The following is a 16,105-nucleotide window of genomic DNA, read 5'->3' as shown; positions in this document are numbered from 1 at the left end:
CAGATCAAGGATCCCGTTTTCCATCAATTCAATTTAGCATGAAAGAACATATTTGCGATACGATCACCGGGTTTATTAACAGAACCGTTGAACTGACAGAGCAGGAGGCTGAGCTTATTTCCTCCCATTCCCGTGAAGTCAGTTTTAGCAAAGGGGAGCTACTGACCAGGGATGGCCTGCACTCAAAGTATACCTATTTTATTCTATCGGGAAAAGCCAGATCCTATCATACCGATGAGCAGGGTAAAAAAATAACATGGTTCTTTCATTTTAATTCGCCATACGGCTGCGCTAAAAATCATTTTGCCACGGATTACAAAAGCTTCCTGACCAATACGCCGGGAAGCCTTACCATTGAAGCCCTAACCGATGTCCGTGCCGTGCAATTAAGTACGGCCAATATCGAATACCTTGCTGAGCATATACCGGCGTTCAACAAATGGATCAGAAAACTGGACCAGGAATTTTTCATGACGGTTTATGAACGTGTTTTCACGCTTATGACGATGTCGGCCACCCAGCGATATGAAAAAATGCTAAAGGATGAACCGCACCTTCAGCAGATGTTTTCTAATGATTATGTGGCCTCCTACCTCAGCCTCGCCCCTCAATCGCTCAGCAGGATCAAAAACTTTGTCAGCCATCACCATTTAGCAGTTGCTGTATAGCGACACGATTGAAGATACATAACACTGATTATCTAATAACAAATAAAACATAAACGACAAAAAATGGAACAGCAACAATTTACAGTGATCGCAGACCTGACCGCACTCACAGGTTTTGAGCAGGAGATCCTTGAACTGATTAAAGAACTGGTAGCTATTTGCAGGAAACAGCCGGAAGTCCTTTATTATTCTTCCAGCGAAGTGATAGCGGAGCCTGGCAGGTTTGTATTTTTCGAAGTTTACCATAGTAAGGAAGCTTTCGAAATCAATAAAAACGCTGATCATACCCAGCATTTTTTCAAAGCTGTCCAGGGAAAGCTTAAAGGGGACGGCATTAAAGCGACCTTTCTTGAAGAAGTGAAGGTAACCCAGTAAACCCAGCAAACAACAAAACATGTCCGGAATAAAACTTAACAGCAGCGAGGGAAGGTGGATCATGGCTGCAGCTACATTGGCTTCGTCCATGGCCTTCATCGACGGAACCGCGCTCAATGTTGTACTTCCGACATTGCAAAAGAGTCTTCATGCGAGCGGGGGCGATCTCTTTTGGATATTAAACGCGTACCTTTTGATGCTTGCTGCACTGATGCTTGTCGGAGGATCGGTTGGTGACCGTTTCGGGCATAAGCGGGCTTTCCTTTGTGGTGTTATCCTGTTTACTCTGGGATCAGCAGCCTGTGGATTCTCTGCCTGTGCCATGCATCTGATCATTTGCAGGGCTGTGCAAGGAGCCGGAGGGGCTTTTATGATCCCGGGCAGCCTTTCCTTGATTTCTTCCTCGATCAATGAAGAAGAAAGGGGAAAGGCAATCGGCCAGTGGTCATCCCTAACCACCCTGGTAATGATGGGTGGCCCGGTACTTGGCGGAGCGCTTGCAGATGCCGGACTCTGGCGTTATATTTTTTTCATCAACCTCCCGATCGGTGTGGTCGCTGTATTAATCCTATGGCGAAAAATCAGTGAGCCTTTGCGTCCAGCCCCAGCACCACCAGCAGACGTCAAAGGCGCCATAGCCATTGCCATTTCGCTGGCCTGCATAACCTTCGGGCTGCTTAGCCTCGGTTCCGCGGTCAATAATCCGCTGAAATCATGGAGTTTTATTGGGATAGGAATTCTATTACTATTACTGTTTATCCGGCTCGAAAAAAGGAGTGCTCATCCGATGATGCCACTGGGTTTGTTTGCTAACCGCGTTTTTTCGGGAGCCAACTTGCTTAGTTTTTTCCTGTATGCAGCTTTAGGTTCGGCCATGCTCTTCCTCTCCCTAAATCTTGTACAGGTTCAAGGATACAGCCAATTGCAATCCGGGATGGCCTTCCTTCCTTTCACCCTATCCGTTTTGGTATTTGCCGGTATTGCAGGCAAAATGGCTGACCGGAATGGTTTCCAGATATTCCTTGTCGCGGGTCCGGCCGTTGCGGCTGCTGGCATGTTACTACTTTCGCTTGTAGGTCAGACTTCGGGGCCCGGTGCTTATTGGACAACGTTTTTACCTGGTATAATTGTATTTGGCCTGGGTATGGCTTTTACCGTCTCCCCGCTCACCAGTGCGGTAATGGGGGCGATCGCCGAAAAATATTCCGGGGTCGCTTCGGGGGTGAATAACGCAGTCACGCGAATCGCGAATGTATTGGCTTATGCCGTATTCGGCGCACTGGCCTTTGTGTTTTTTAGCGGACACCTCGAACAGGAATTAAAACCCCTTTCCCTATCTCTGACAGAACAGCGCTCGGTCATGAAAGAAGCGGCAAATCTGGGCAATGCCCAATTGCCGCTGGTCGTCACCGGAGTCAAGGGGGCGATGGTAAAGACAGCATACCGGGATAGTTTCATTCACGTTTACCAGACTATTCTTAGGATTTCAGCGGCGCTTGCATTTACCGGGGCACTCATTGCGCTCATGATGATAGGCGACGATAAAAAGGGCCGGACAGACCAGGTTAATCGTCATTAAAAATGTCCCGATTATTCGGAAACCCTGATCGACAAATCATGAAATAGCGTTATTGCGCCATTGGTGTATTCATCAGGTTACCTCACAATCAATCAATTAAAAACTGGCTTTAGGATTGCCAGTTGCATTTGCTCAATTCCTATACGACACGAAAATGAACAATGATTCAAAAAAACTGACGACAGCATCGGGCATACCGTACGCTGAAAATGAAAACTCTATGACAGCCGGGGCACGTGGTCCGATCTTGCTGCAGGACTTCATTTTACACGAAAAGATGGCACATTTTAACCGCGAACGTATACCGGAGCGTGTTGTACATGCCAAGGGTTCCGGTGCTTATGGCGTATTCAAGGTAAGCCATGATATTTCCGCCTATACCAGGGCTAAATTATTTGGTGAAATCGGCAAAGAAACAAAAGTATTTCTACGCTTTTCTACGGTAGGTGGAGAAAAGGGTTCGGCAGATACGGAGCGTGACCCAAGAGGTTTTGCGGTAAAATTCTACACGGAGGATGGCAACTGGGACCTGGTTGGGAACAATACCCCTGTATTTTTCCTTAAAGACCCGAAGAAGTTCAGTGATTTTATACATACGCAAAAAAGGGACCCTTATACCAATAGCAAAAGCGCCACGATGATGTGGGACTTCTGGTCCTTGAACCCGGAAAGCCTGCACCAGGTCACCATCCTGATGAGTGACCGCGGGACGCCCTACGGGTACCGTCACATGGATGGCTTCGGTAGTCATACCTTTTCCCTGATCAATTCGGCCAACGAACGCCATTGGGTAAAATTCCATTTTAAAACACGTCAGGGCATTAAAAATTTCACTGACCAGGAAGCCGCAGAAATGCGCGGTAAAAACCCTGACTTTGCACAGCATGATTTGTTGACGAGTATCGATAAAGGTGAATTTCCAGTTTGGGATTTAAAAATCCAGGTGATGACGGAAGAGGAAGCGAAAAATTACCGCTGGAACCCTTTTGACCTGACCAAGGTGTGGCCTCATGGTGATTTTCCATTGATCGATGTCGGTACACTGACGCTTAATGAAAATCCGGCCAATTATTTTGCGCATGTGGAGCAAGCTGCATTTGCGCCGGCGCACGTCGTCGATGGAGTTGGTTATTCACCCGACAAAATGTTACAGGGCCGGTTGTTATCGTATCCGGATGCCCATCGTTACCGCCTGGGCAGCAATTATGAGCAGATCCCGGTGAACCGGTGTCCGTTTGCAGTCAATAACTATGAGCGTGACGGACAGATGCGGGTTGATGGAAATGGCGGTTCCTCTCCCAATTATTTCCCCAATAGCTTTGATGATATCGTTGCTGACCAATCCTACAAAGAGCCGGGCTTAGACCTTGGTCATGCCGTGGCAGATTGGTACGACAGGAATGCAGAAGGTGAAAATGATCATTATTCCCAACCGGGCGACCTGTACCGACTAATGAGTCAGCAGGCCAGGCAGGACCTGATCAGTAACATCGTACATTCTATGAGCGGAATTGAAGGGCCTAAAAAAGAAACGATCGTCAACCGACAACTTTGTCATTGGTTCAGGGCAGACGTTGGCCTAGGTATGGCAGTTGCCAAGGGTATGAATATCGACCTTGATATTAATATGAATGCGCATAGCTGATCTGCAATTCTTCCGGATACACAGATAGCGTAAAGAAAAGGCTGTTCATTACCTGAGCAGCCTTTCTTTTTTGCCGGCAATTCCTCTTCCTGATCAAAGGTCATACAACATAGAGTTTATGTTTATTGACCAGGCGTAAAATGCAGTACAGATCCCCGAAATATCGTTCATCGTCAATAAGACAAATCCTGCAAGTTGCTGATTATATGCCCTTTAATTACCGGCATCATCATGGAACGATTACCATCAGCAACTGAGCAGAGAATATTTATTTTAAGAAGTACTTATGAACAATCAGGTTATGGTCCTGGATATACCCTCCACAATATCCGGACATCACTCCTTAGTTAACCCGGATCCTCAACCGCCCACCGGACAATCTTTTCTTTATAGTGATTTCGCTATTCTGAAAGGAACCCAGGTAGTCCGGCATTGCCAACCGGTGAAAATAGATTATTACAACATTTCCTTATGCCTGAATGGAGGATGTAAGAAATCGGTCGGGCAATTCATTTTTGAGGTTTACCCATCCTCCATCCATTTTGTAACGCCCGGCAAATTGCATTCCCATCAATTGGTTTCCGATGATTTTCATGTTTACCAGGTGCTTTTTAGGAAAGAATTTCTTTCGGACAGTATTTTAAGGGAGAATATGCTGGAGAACCTCGTTAGCCTGAATGAAGATTTCGCCCCGATATTCGGGGTCCCGGATAAAGCCCTGCAGTCTATCAAATCCATTTATGAAAAGATCAGCGATGAAGTCAGCCATGGAGGACCCTTCCATCTGCAAATTATCAGGCTGCTGATCCTTGAACTCCTTTACGAAGTGAACAGGGTATGTGAAAAGTGCCTGCAAAACTCGAACCGGCAAACGGACAGACAATTTCAATTGGTGTCCAGGTACAAAAAACTGATCAACGAGCATTTCAGGGAAATGAAAACGGTGCAGGAATATGCCAGCCTGCTCTTTGTATCGTCCAAATACCTCACGCAGGTCGTAAAGTCCCAAATCGGCGAAAATGCTTTGCATTTGATTCATAAACGTCTTGCTGAGGAAGCCAAATACCTGCTTAGCACGACGACGCTTAGCGTTAAACAAGTTGCAGGGCAGTTGAACTTTGAGACAAGTTCCCATTTCTGCCGGTTCTTTAAACGTTCCTGCGGGTTCAACCCTGGCACCTACCGGTCAGGGGACCATTAAATAGGAATGAAGCTCTACCGGGATTCATAACGGTAAGAAACAGATGAATTGGATATTCAAAAGGACTTATTGCAATTGATGCAGCATCCAGGCTAAGCTAATTTTGTACTACATCTTAAATGAATTACTGCCATGAGAACAGCATTAAAAATTCTAATGAAAGGGCGCATCATTCTCTATTGCGTGGAGCTGCTGCAACTGATAACCATCTTTTGCAATTGATATTTACTCTAACCCGGGTTTACGATTTTAACCTGGGTTAAACTTTTCAGGGCAGGTCGCCCCCTAAATTTGATAAAAAAATAACAACATGAAAACTTTAGCAATAGGTGATAGAATTCCAGAATTTACATTGACAGACCAATACGGAAAAGAATTTAGTACAGCTGATTACGCAGGCCAAAAAATGGTGATTTACTTTTATCCAAAAGATGAAAGCGCTGTTTGTACGGCAGAAGCCTGTGCCTTCCGGGACAGCTTTGCAGACTTTACTGATCTTGGTGCCGTAGTAGTCGGGATCAATGCCGCATCCGTTGAAAGCCATTTAAAATTTTCAGAAAAAAACAGGCTGCCTTTCAGATTGCTCAGCGATCCTAAAAATGAGGTGCTGAAACAATTTGGCATTAAACCGTGGCTTTTCTTAACGGGCAGGGAGACCTTCATCATTAATGAGAACGGACGTATCGCCTATCAATACCGCGCGTTCCTTGACGGTAAAAGTCATTCCGGAAAAGTATTGGAACACCTCGAAAAAATATAAGCCCCATGAGCGTCCTGGAATGGTTCCGGGACGCTCATGCTTTATGAATGTCAGCGGAATCAACGGATCAATACCTATACTATTTTGTCGGTAATTTAAAATAAACCACTTCTGCTGTCATAGCAAGGTATAATTTAAAAAGTAATCAAAGTAGTTTAAAATTATGAATTAGCTTTGAAAACAAATAAAATCCAAGCGATTTAAAAGTTAAACGCATCAATTAAAAAAGACAAAATTATCTATTTTATAATTATTCCATGACTAAGCAACGGCGTATTTTATTGATCACCATTTTAGGAGCATTAACCGCGTTAGGACCGTTTTCGATCGACATGTACCTTCCCGGCTTTCCGGCAATCGCCGCAAGTTTTGGAATTTCAATAAGCAAGGTGACTTTAAGCCTGTCCTCATTTTTCCTGGGTATTTCCCTCGGTCAAATCCTGTATGGCCCATTGCTGGACCGTTATGGTCGAAAAAATCCCTTGTACGCAGGCCTGGCGCTTTATCTGATTGCATCCGCCGGCTGCTATTTTGCCCCTAATATTGAAACTTTGATCGCCTTACGTTTTGTACAGGCGGTGGGGAGTTGCGCGGCCGGGGTTGTTTCCATGGCGATGGTCAGGGATTTGTTTCCTGTGGAAGAGAACGCGAAAATTTTCGCCCTGTTATTACTGGTGCTCGGTGCATCACCGATGATCGCACCAACCTTAGGAGGTTTTATCTCATCGGCATTTGGCTGGCATGCCATCTTCATCGCCCTGTTCATACTGGCGCTGGCCATCCTGCTGACTACGGTGTTCTTTCTTCCGGAGTCAAGGCAAGCCGATCCCCGTCACTCCCTGAGAGCGGGCCCTATTCTATCAGGTTTTTTGGCTGTATTGAAAAACCCGCAATTCCTGACCTATTCGGTTGGTGGCGGAATAGCATTATCGGGGCTGTTTGCCTATGTAACTGATTCACCGATGATCTTTATGGAGGGATACGGCGTATCCAACAGAACCTACGGATGGATCTTTGCTGCCCTGGCCATCGGATTCGTAAGTTCCAGTCAATTGAACCGCTTTTTCGAAAGCCGCTTCCGTCCCGGACAGATCATTAGCGGGGCCATTACTTGTATGGCGGTTACCAGCCTGATATTTCTTTATGGCCTTGAGCACAACTTGATTAATATATATGGTACCGCCGCGGTATTATTTATATTCCTGAGTTGCATGGGAATTCTTAACCCACACGCAGCGGCGCTGTCGATGGCGCCCTTCGAGCAAAACGCGGGAACAGCTGCTTCTTTGTTCGGGCTGGTACAATGGGGAATTGCAGGACTTTCCGGCTTCGCGGTTAGTATGTTCCAAAGTAAGACACCAGTGCCGCTGGCGATCATCATGACGGTATCAGCACTCTTATCAATGATGATATTTTATACAGGCGGGCGGGTACTAAAAAAGCAGTTAAAAATAAGCACAGGTGGAATACCTGTCATGCATTGAAAGTAATCTGAGCGGGATGATGTACCATCCCGTCAAAAATTATATTAAAACAAACATTAATAAGAAAAACATGTCAACATTAAATGGAAAAGTAGCGCTGGTGACCGGCGGTAGCCGCGGTATCGGTGCGGCAACAGTAGAAAGGCTTTCATCAGAAGGCGCAACAGTTGCCTTCACCTATGTAAGTTCACCAGATAGGGCGAACGAAATCGTAGCCCAAATTGAAGCCAAAGGTGGCAAAGCCCTGGCCATCAAAGCAGATAGTGGGAACCCTAAAGAAATCGCAGCAGCAGTAAACCAAACCGTTTCACACTTTGGAGCGCTGGACATCCTGGTTAACAATGCGGGTATCTTTATCGTAGGTTCAATCGATGAAGCTGATGCTAAAGCTGAAGAATTTGATAAACAAATCGACGTAAATGTGAGAGGCGTAGCAGCAGCCATTCGTGAGGCAGCGAAGCACATGAAAGAAGGTGGCAGGATCATAACCATCAGTTCAGCGGTAGCTAATTACCTTGGTGGTCCATACCTGACAGATTATGCGGCAACCAAGGCGGCAGCGTCAGCCTATAGCAGAGGATACGCCTGGGATTTAGGAGCCAGGGGAATTACGGTAAATACCGTACAACCAGGCCCGATTGATACGGACATGAACCCTGATTCAGGTGATTTCGCGGATTCACTCCGTAAAAAGATTGCTATCGGCCGTTATGGAAAAGCACATGAAATCGCAGCTTTGGTAAACTTTTTGGCGGGACCAGATTCAAGTTTCATTACCGGCGCGACCTTTACAGCAGACGGCGGCCTGACTGCGTAATAATCAATCTGTTATTTATAAGAAAGGGCAGTACCTGGGTTGACCATGTACTGCCCTTTATCTTTAGCTACCCACAGAAAGCTTTTATCCGTGGTTTTCCACCTTGATTTTCATAGCATCCACCATTCCCTGAAAACGCTTGGTCAGTCTATCATGCTCGGAACTTCTTTTTTCCGTGTCGAAAGAATGCTGGTCGTAAGTCAGAACATAAGTAATCATAGCACCACCTTCGGCCTGTGGGCGGACAGCGACTGACCCATGGTAACTAAAAGCAGCCATCGGACCTGCTATCTGCGCATAGGTGTAAGACCACAGACCTTCGCCGGCAAGGACTTCCAATATCCCATCACCGATTAGCCTTACCGTACCCGGTCCCCCTTCGCCTGCAACGATCTTCCCGCTGACATTAAGAAATTCTCCTGCCGTCGCAAAATCGCCGATAAGCGACCAGGTATGCTCCGGTGTGTGTGAAACCACCGCGATCACCATCACCTGGTTGAAGTCATAAATTTTATCCAAAATATTCAAAGAACTCATATCCTACTTATTATAATTTAATTGATTTACAGAAATTTGATAATCCAACTGTTATTTGCTTCTCGCAGATCGATCGAAATTCTCCAGTCGGTGCAATTCTTCCTGCAGAAAATTACAAACCGATCTGAGATTGTGCAAGTTTCCGGTTACCCTGGTTAAAGCAGCTGCTCCTTCTAAGGCTGACAGGGTCAGGCAGGCAAATTCTAAGGGATCCAGCTGATCGGAAAGCTCACCATTTGCAATCCCATCCGCCAGTGTCTCGCTTAACAAACGCATCAGCCTTGCGATCGAGGTTCCGGTTTTTGAACTGACTGCCGGGCTTAGATCATCAGCCTCTGTTGCCAGGTTGATCACAGGACTCCCGCCATAAGCAGCTGCAACAGCTTCCGTTTCGTACCATTGAAAAAATGCTTCCATTTTATGGCCGGCTGATGTTACACCCGCTAAGGCAGTTCGCAAACCCTTCAGCCATTCCTCGAGGAGGTATTCGCTGGCTGAAATATACAGATCCTCCTTATTTTCAAAATGACCGTACAGGCTGCCCCGTGTGAGCCGTGCAGCAACTACAATCTCGTCCACCGAGGTCCCAAAGTAGCCCTTTTTATTAAACAAAAAAGCGGCTATTCTGGTGACATAGGTTTTCGTCTGTTCCGCTTTGCCCACTTGACTGTACCGTTTAGTTAATGATTAAAGATATAAGCTTTGCCTTGTTGTTTTCAGCCCACTCCAGGAACCCCATTGCAGGTACTCCGGTAATAAAAGGAGTATCATTTCTGACAGTTCCGATATATCCCATTTCACCATTACTCACCTGTCTGGTAAACTCAATGGCACCTTCGGCATACCAGTTTTCAACTGCAACGCTACCGCTTGTGAATACGGCTTTAAAATCCTCGTGGGAACCCACCTCACCACGTATTTCCTGCCCGGTCACCTCCGTGAGAATTCCTGCAATTTCATTGGCATCAAGCACTTCAGTGCTCATCCAGTAATCCATACCATGGTGGCGTTCCGGTCCTTCACTGAGTACAGTCGCTGCCACGGAAGCAATGTCCTCTCCGGCAACCCATCCCATGCGCTGTGATCCCCAATAGGTGGTGAATACACCTCCTTTAGGTGCGAAAAATGCCAGCACATTTTCCATGAACATATTAGGGTGGAGATTAGTCCAGCTGATGCCACTGGTCTTAATATAACTTTCAATCAGCTGGTGCCAGACGAAATGCGGATCTGTACAATCCCACTGGCCGAAAATACCGAGATGAACGATGTGCCGGACACCCGCTTTTTTTGCAGAATCAATCAATACTTTACTTTGGGTCAGCATGGCCACGGTATAGCCTGTTAACAAAAAAACACGATCAACACCGGCCAGCGCCAAAGCAAAAGTTTCCGGTTTATCCAGGTCAAGATAAGCAGCATCAAGGCCCTCTGCTTTTAACCTGTTCACTTCATCAGGTTTCCGGGAAGTTACCCTGAGCTCGACATTTTCATCTTCTCTCAATTTTTGAACGATAAGGCTTCCTATTTGTCCCGTTGCCCCAAGCACAAGCACGCGGGGTTTAGTGATTTGATTTTTCATTTTCATCATAGATTTTTAACCGGAAAAGCCCACTTTATTTTAAAGGGTTCCCCGGAAACCTAAAGGTCGTCCTTGCATCACAAATAACTTTTAACCTATGTTAAAAAAAGACAATTTTATCTATTTATTGAAATAAATTATATACATAGTCTGTAATTTGCAGAAATATAGATTAAAATGTCTAAAAAATATTGAAATACCATCCGAAATGCGATTATACCCACTTTAGAAAAAAGCGGAATTAGCATTTAAAAAAACAGAGAACCGAATATGGAAAAAATTATAAAGATTGCTGTCCTTGACGACTACCAAAACGTGGCCATGTCCCTGGCGGACTGGTCCGCGATAAAAGAGGTTGCCGAAGTCACGGTATACAATGACCATCAAAAAAATGAAGACGATATCGTAGCCCGGTTACTGCCATATCATGTATTAAGCGTAATGCGGGAACGTACCCCATTCCCTGAGAGCTTACTGACAAGGTTACCCAACCTCCGCCTGATCGTCTCCACTGGCCCGGGGAATAAATCAATTGATGCGGCGGCGGCGGAGCAGCTGGGTATTATGATCCGGAATACGGAATTTCTGTCGACCGGGGCACCCGAACTTTCCTGGGCCTTGCTGATGGCTGCAGCTAAAAACATCCCGCAGGAACAGGCCAGCATCCGTGCAGGAGGCTGGCAAACTGCGCTCGGAAGAGATCTGGCAGGTAAAACGCTTGGCATTATTGGACTGGGAAACATAGGACAGAAAATGGCCATTTATGCCAGGGCATTCGATATGAAGGTTATCGCCTGGAGTGAAAACCTGACCGCTGAAAAGGCGGCAAAATGCGGTGTCGCAAAATATACTAAAGAAGGACTTTTGGCGGCATCAGATTTCATTACGGTCCATCTTCCACTCAGTGAGCGGTCAAAAGGAATGATCGGCCCGGATGAATTAGCATTAATGAAATCCTCGGCCATCCTGATCAATACTTCCCGTGGTCCGATCATTAATGAAACAGCTTTGATCAGCGCATTGAAATCGAAAAAGATCGCAGCTGCCGCGCTGGATGTTTTTCACGAAGAACCCCTACCCTTAAACCACCCGTTCCGGACCCTTGAAAACGTAATCACTACCCCGCATACCGGTTACGTTACTGAAGATAACTACCGTATTGCCTATGGTGATACCGTTAGGATCATTTCAGAGATCATCCAATTAGGAATGTTTACAAGCCTTTAAAATATTTACTATGGAATCCACCAGACCCAAACATGAACTTTTAAGAACTATCTTATCTTTTGCACTAATCCCGCTATCGGGATTTGCAACCGATATCTATGTTCCGTCGCTGCCCGCCATGGCCGTCCAGCTTCATATTCCAGCGAGCGCAGCGCAACTTACCCTGATCACCTTTATGATAAGCTATGGCATTGCCCAGATCTTTGTGGGCAGCATACTGGACAGTTTTGGACGGTATCGCATAGGAACAGCTTCTTTACTTTTGTTCGCAGGGGCAAGCTTTGCAGTTGCCCTTTCTGGCAATATCGAATTGATCCAGGCCATGCGGATCCTGCAAGGGGTTACCGCTGCCCTGATCGTGGTAAGTAAGCGGGCTTTTTTCATCGATACATTTGCGGGGGACCGGTTAAAACATTATACCAGTTTATTCTCTATTATATGGGCAACAGCCCCCATAGTTGCCCCTTTTATCGGCGCTTACCTTCAGAAACTTTTCGGATGGGAATCCAATTTTTACTTTTTAGGGGCTTACACGCTGGTCGTTATGATCTTTGAAATGATCTACGGGCGAGAATCGATCGTTACCAGGCAAGTTTTTAAAGCCGGCCCTATACTGGAAGCCTATGCAAATGTCCTGAAAACTAAGGATTACACGCTGGCGCTTTTTATCGTAGGTTTGAATTACGCCATGCTGGTCATTTATAATATGAGCAGTCCTTTCATCATAGAGCATCGATTTCACCTTACCTCGATCGTGACCGGCTATTGTTCACTGCTATCCGGGGTATTTTTCATGGCGGGTGGAATCATCTCCAAATTAATGATCGACAGGCCATTCGTAAAAAAATTAACGGTAGCCATTTTCATTCAAAGCATTGTTGCTTTGTTCATGATCATTATCTCAGGCATTTATGTCAACATCTATATGATGATCGGCACAACATTGGTCATCCATTTGCTTTCAGGCTTTATTTTCAACAACATTTTCGCTTATTGTTTACAACGTTTTACTAAGAGCGCAGGAACCGCGAGTGGTGTCACTGGAGGGGGATTATATATCCTAACTTCCCTGTTCAGTTACGGGCTCGCCCATATGATCAATATTACTGACCAATTATATCTTGGCATGGCTTACCTGTTATTCGGAATATTGACCTGTATAACATTTTGGATTTTTGTCGGTGCCCGCAACAAGCGGCCTGATATCGTCCCCCGGACACTTTAAACAAAAAAACTATGGGAAAGAACTTAACCCTGCCCACATTCACCGATAACCCTTTTCAGATCAGGTTGTCCTTTCATAAAATCATTGACTATCTTAGGACTTTGCCCGGATCCGATTACAACGACCTCCTTCAAGAAATTGATCAACATCGGGAACTAAGCGAAGGCATAACAGAGATTGAACAAATTACCCGTAATTCCGGGTTGATCCGGGAGCTTACTTCTCCCCTGTTTCCGGCCATGCTCAGCAAAAATGAAATCAAGGCGATCAGCGTTCCATACCAGGGTCTCATTTTTAATTATTCCGATCGTTTTAGGGAAATCCTTCAGGATGCCGGTGAGGATTATGAAATATCCATTCGGAATTTCAATGACCATCAATTCTACATTTTCAGTTGCTGCCTGATCTTAAACCGGTTCTATGGGAAATTCGTTGATTTTACAAGACCGCTATTCTGCGATATTCCAACTTCCGCAGGTTATACCAGGCATTACCGCATCCTGTACAACGCAGATTTCCTTGAAATCCTGTCGTTGAGAGAAGTACCGTCACTTTCAGAATCGGACATTACCGAACTTCTCAATAGTTACGATAACCTTGATCTCTGGAAACAGAAATTCCCAAGAGAGGCCTGGTTAATGAAAGGCTTTGCGATCATGACGCTTGTTGATGTGACCACAGAAAATGCAGTATCTGAATTGAAAAGCGATTTGATGGGAAGCGGTAACGAACCTGACCTGCACCTCAAACTGGAATCAGTTTTTCGCTCGCTATTTAGGATAAAGTCCGTAAGAATTGGTTTTTCATCCTATGATGAAGTTCAGGGCAAATTTCGCAACATATCCTTTGGTCAAAAAATTGAAAGCTTCCTCTTAGCCCATAAAAATAAGGAAGATCTGGCCAGATCCATGTTTAGTGAAGCCACAGAAAGACTTTCTAAACATGATACGTATTTCACCATCGCTGATACCGAAGCCTTTATTGCAGCACACGCTGCCAGCATCACCGCTAAAAATTTTGAAAATTTCCAAATCGGTAGTTTTATACTGGCACCGATCATCAAAAACAGTAGTGTACTTGGTTACCTCGAGTTGGCATCGCCAACCAAAAACGATTTCAATAGTGTAAATGCGAACCGTTTGGATAATGTAATGCAGTTCTTGACTGATACCGTAGACCGCAAGATAACAGAATTTAAAAATCAGGTACAGGCAATCATACAAAGCAATTACACGAGCCTGCACCCGAGTGTGAACTGGAAGTTTGAACGTGAGGTTTACAATTTGTTCAGGACGGCAGAATCGGGCCAGGAGTACTATCTTAAAGAAATCAGGTTCAGAATGGTTTACCCGTTATATGGGCAGCTTGATATCCAAAATTCATCAGTAACCAGAAATTCAGCCGTACAGCTGGATTTGTTAAATCAACTTATTTGGCTTAACGAAATATTCCAAACTTCATTGCCGTTTTTTAGTGAAGACACCATCCTTGGTATTAGGATATGGATTGAACAGAACATTACGGAGCTCAACACAGGATTAAAGTCAAATTCGGAGCAGCAGATCCAAAGATACCTTGATTTAAATGTCCATATGCATTGGAAAGAGCTTTCGGCGAAAGAATTAACCACTCCTATCAATGATTACCTGGCCGGCATTGACCAGAAGAACGGCGATTTTTATCAGAACCGAAGAAATTATGAAGAAACCTTAAAACGGATCAATTCAAGGCTGGTTGGTATTCTGGATGAACGGCACCGGGAAATTCAGGAATTCTTTCCGCATTATTACGAACGATTTAAAACCGATGGTGTTGAACATAATCTGTACATCGGTAACTCCATCTATCCGGGCAATACGTTTACGCGAACTGATCTTGAACGGGTAAGGCTCTGGCAGTTGATCGTAACTGTCGAAATGGAAACCGACCAGCGAAGAAACAAGCAATTCCTACCATACCAGCTTGGATTAACGGCCCTTATTTTGGTCTATAACTCGCCGATCAGTATCCGGTTCCGGATGGACGAAAAGCACTTTGACCTGGATGCCGCTTACGATATTCATTACGAGATTGTAAAAAAGCGGGTTGACAAAGCGCATATAAAAGGCACATCTACTCGAATAACAGAGGCAGAAAAGTTAACCATCGTTTATGCAAAGGATGAAGAAAGGGTAGATTACCTCAACTACCTCCACATCCTTCAACAATTGGGTATCCTTAAACCGGAGATTGAGGAGTTCGAGATCGAAGAATTACAGGGAATTTCAGGACTTAAAGGATTGAGGATCGGGATTCATTCAGGGATTGAAGGCGGAAATTACACTGGACTTTATCAACAGGCCTACGATCTATTGGTACCCAATCCCATCGAACTTTAGAAAACAGGATAGCTTAAAAGTACCCGGCCGGAAGAAAAAACGGGCCGGGTCTTTTTGCCTATTTCAAATGTGCCCGAAGCATCCAGGCCATCTTCTCGTGCGTCTCTAACAGCCCTGTAAGAAAATCACTGGTACCAATATCCTTTAGTTCGTTTGCGAAGGAATTGATATTGCCACGAAGATGTATGATCAGGCTCTCATGGTCTGACAGCAATTCGTGTATAAACCCTACGCTGTCATTTTTTTCGTGCAAGGCCTCAGAAAAATGCGTTAAACCCAAAAAACTTTTAAGGGTTGCCGGTGCATAGTGTCCAAGGGAACGGATCCGTTCAGCTACGCTATCGATTATTTCATCAAGCTGTCCGAACTGATCTTCAAAAAAGACATGCTTGCTGTGAAAGTCAGGTCCCTCAACATTCCAGTGTGCATTTTTTGTTTTGGTATATAATACGAATTCGTCCGCGAGGATCTTGTTGAGTTCGTGGGCAACCTTACCCAGGTTTTCGGGGCTTATCCCAATTCTTGTTTCCATGATATAATTAATTTATTGAATGATCGTCAATCCAGAACTATACCATGAGGTAAAGACTTGGCCTGAGCCTCGTTGCTCTCTTAACTCCATTGATA

15 protein-coding genes are annotated in these 16,105 nt (G+C 45.1%); 11 read left to right on the top strand and 4 right to left on the bottom strand.

Annotated features, from left to right (window positions below; translation table 11 throughout):
* The first annotated feature begins 38 nt into the window (after positions 1-38).
* The 8 genes from ACTJKG_RS18345 to ACTJKG_RS18310 all read left to right on the top strand — a co-directional run bounded on the left by ACTJKG_RS18345 (position 39) and on the right by ACTJKG_RS18310 (position 8,529).
* Complete coding sequence (locus ACTJKG_RS18345; RefSeq protein WP_440740052.1) at positions 39-668, top strand: Crp/Fnr family transcriptional regulator; 630 nt, start codon at positions 39-41, stop codon at positions 666-668.
* 63 nt (positions 669-731) lie between these two features.
* The gene (locus tag ACTJKG_RS18340; RefSeq protein WP_440740051.1) at positions 732-1,043 is read left to right on the top strand and encodes a putative quinol monooxygenase; all 312 of its coding nucleotides are present in this window, start codon (positions 732-734) and stop codon (positions 1,041-1,043) included.
* Positions 1,044-1,062: 19 nt separating this feature from the next.
* Positions 1,063-2,622, top strand: a complete 1,560-nt coding sequence (locus ACTJKG_RS18335) for an MFS transporter (RefSeq protein WP_440740050.1) — start codon at positions 1,063-1,065, stop codon at positions 2,620-2,622.
* A gap of 154 nt (positions 2,623-2,776) precedes the next feature.
* Positions 2,777-4,267, top strand: coding sequence for a catalase (locus ACTJKG_RS18330; RefSeq protein WP_440740049.1), 1,491 nt, complete (start codon positions 2,777-2,779; stop codon positions 4,265-4,267).
* 286 nt (positions 4,268-4,553) lie between these two features.
* Positions 4,554-5,468 carry a helix-turn-helix domain-containing protein gene (locus ACTJKG_RS18325; RefSeq protein ID WP_440740048.1) on the top strand — a complete coding sequence of 305 codons (915 nt, stop codon included), beginning with the start codon at positions 4,554-4,556 and terminating at the stop codon, positions 5,466-5,468.
* 310 nt (positions 5,469-5,778) lie between these two features.
* A complete protein-coding gene (locus tag ACTJKG_RS18320) occupies positions 5,779-6,228 on the top strand; it encodes a peroxiredoxin (RefSeq protein ID WP_440740047.1) in 450 nt (149 codons plus the stop codon).
* Positions 6,229-6,485: 257 nt separating this feature from the next.
* Complete coding sequence (locus ACTJKG_RS18315; protein ID WP_440740046.1) at positions 6,486-7,712, top strand: multidrug effflux MFS transporter; 1,227 nt, start codon at positions 6,486-6,488, stop codon at positions 7,710-7,712.
* Positions 7,690-8,529: an SDR family NAD(P)-dependent oxidoreductase gene (locus ACTJKG_RS18310; protein ID WP_440740045.1), complete on the top strand. Its 840-nt coding sequence runs from the start codon at positions 7,690-7,692 to the stop codon at positions 8,527-8,529. The genes ACTJKG_RS18315 and ACTJKG_RS18310 overlap by 23 nt, the downstream gene beginning before the upstream one ends.
* Positions 8,530-8,613: 84 nt before the next feature.
* On the opposite strand, the gene ACTJKG_RS18305 is transcribed toward ACTJKG_RS18310, so the two are convergent.
* The 3 genes from ACTJKG_RS18305 to ACTJKG_RS18295 are packed head-to-tail and all read right to left on the bottom strand — an operon-like array spanning position 8,614 to position 10,648.
* The gene (locus ACTJKG_RS18305) at positions 8,614-9,066 is read right to left on the bottom strand and encodes a hypothetical protein (RefSeq protein WP_440740044.1); all 453 of its coding nucleotides are present in this window, start codon (positions 9,064-9,066) and stop codon (positions 8,614-8,616) included.
* Positions 9,067-9,117: 51 nt separating this feature from the next.
* Positions 9,118-9,729: a TetR/AcrR family transcriptional regulator gene (locus ACTJKG_RS18300; protein WP_440740043.1), complete on the bottom strand. Its 612-nt coding sequence runs from the start codon at positions 9,727-9,729 to the stop codon at positions 9,118-9,120.
* A gap of 13 nt (positions 9,730-9,742) precedes the next feature.
* A complete protein-coding gene (locus ACTJKG_RS18295) occupies positions 9,743-10,648 on the bottom strand; it encodes an NmrA family NAD(P)-binding protein (RefSeq protein WP_440740042.1) in 906 nt (301 codons plus the stop codon).
* Between the two features lie 270 nt (positions 10,649-10,918).
* Between ACTJKG_RS18295 and ACTJKG_RS18290 the strand changes: the two genes are divergently transcribed.
* Genes ACTJKG_RS18290 through ACTJKG_RS18280 form a run of 3 tightly spaced genes read left to right on the top strand, consistent with a single transcriptional unit; the run spans position 10,919 to position 15,478 of the window.
* Positions 10,919-11,875: a D-2-hydroxyacid dehydrogenase family protein gene (locus ACTJKG_RS18290; protein WP_440740041.1), complete on the top strand. Its 957-nt coding sequence runs from the start codon at positions 10,919-10,921 to the stop codon at positions 11,873-11,875.
* 10 nt (positions 11,876-11,885) lie between these two features.
* On the top strand, positions 11,886-13,100 hold the full coding sequence (locus ACTJKG_RS18285) for an MFS transporter (protein ID WP_440740040.1): 1,215 nt from the start codon (positions 11,886-11,888) through the stop codon (positions 13,098-13,100).
* Between the two features lie 11 nt (positions 13,101-13,111).
* Positions 13,112-15,478: a GAF domain-containing protein gene (locus ACTJKG_RS18280; protein WP_440740039.1), complete on the top strand. Its 2,367-nt coding sequence runs from the start codon at positions 13,112-13,114 to the stop codon at positions 15,476-15,478.
* 58 nt (positions 15,479-15,536) lie between these two features.
* Here the strand turns inward: ACTJKG_RS18280 and ACTJKG_RS18275 are convergent, their stop codons facing one another.
* Positions 15,537-16,010: a Dps family protein gene (locus tag ACTJKG_RS18275; RefSeq protein WP_440740038.1), complete on the bottom strand. Its 474-nt coding sequence runs from the start codon at positions 16,008-16,010 to the stop codon at positions 15,537-15,539.
* Positions 16,011-16,105 lie beyond the last annotated feature (95 nt).

The organism is Mucilaginibacter sp. 22184, assembly GCF_052045695.1.
GTDB lineage: Bacteria > Bacteroidota > Bacteroidia > Sphingobacteriales > Sphingobacteriaceae > Mucilaginibacter.
The sequence above is the reverse complement of the archived record's forward strand: the minus strand, read 5'-3'. Positions and strand labels throughout refer to the sequence as shown.

What these genes read in the sequence shown, in the direction of transcription:
- ACTJKG_RS18275 (WP_440740038.1), bottom strand. Translation starts at nt 16,010, where the DNA reads ATGGAAACAAGAATTGGGATAAGCCCCGAAAACCTGGGTAAGGTTGCC.
- ACTJKG_RS18280 (WP_440740039.1), top strand. Translation starts at nt 13,112, where the DNA reads ATGGGAAAGAACTTAACCCTGCCCACATTCACCGATAACCCTTTTCAG.
- ACTJKG_RS18295 (WP_440740042.1), bottom strand. Translation starts at nt 10,648, where the DNA reads ATGAAAAATCAAATCACTAAACCCCGCGTGCTTGTGCTTGGGGCAACG.
- ACTJKG_RS18305 (WP_440740044.1), bottom strand. Translation starts at nt 9,066, where the DNA reads ATGAGTTCTTTGAATATTTTGGATAAAATTTATGACTTCAACCAGGTG.
- ACTJKG_RS18315 (WP_440740046.1), top strand. Translation starts at nt 6,486, where the DNA reads ATGACTAAGCAACGGCGTATTTTATTGATCACCATTTTAGGAGCATTA.
- ACTJKG_RS18290 (WP_440740041.1), top strand. Translation starts at nt 10,919, where the DNA reads ATGGAAAAAATTATAAAGATTGCTGTCCTTGACGACTACCAAAACGTG.
- ACTJKG_RS18330 (WP_440740049.1), top strand. Translation starts at nt 2,777, where the DNA reads ATGAACAATGATTCAAAAAAACTGACGACAGCATCGGGCATACCGTAC.
- ACTJKG_RS18285 (WP_440740040.1), top strand. Translation starts at nt 11,886, where the DNA reads ATGGAATCCACCAGACCCAAACATGAACTTTTAAGAACTATCTTATCT.
- ACTJKG_RS18340 (WP_440740051.1), top strand. Translation starts at nt 732, where the DNA reads ATGGAACAGCAACAATTTACAGTGATCGCAGACCTGACCGCACTCACA.
- ACTJKG_RS18335 (WP_440740050.1), top strand. Translation starts at nt 1,063, where the DNA reads ATGTCCGGAATAAAACTTAACAGCAGCGAGGGAAGGTGGATCATGGCT.
- ACTJKG_RS18325 (WP_440740048.1), top strand. Translation starts at nt 4,554, where the DNA reads ATGAACAATCAGGTTATGGTCCTGGATATACCCTCCACAATATCCGGA.
- ACTJKG_RS18345 (WP_440740052.1), top strand. Translation starts at nt 39, where the DNA reads ATGAAAGAACATATTTGCGATACGATCACCGGGTTTATTAACAGAACC.
- ACTJKG_RS18320 (WP_440740047.1), top strand. Translation starts at nt 5,779, where the DNA reads ATGAAAACTTTAGCAATAGGTGATAGAATTCCAGAATTTACATTGACA.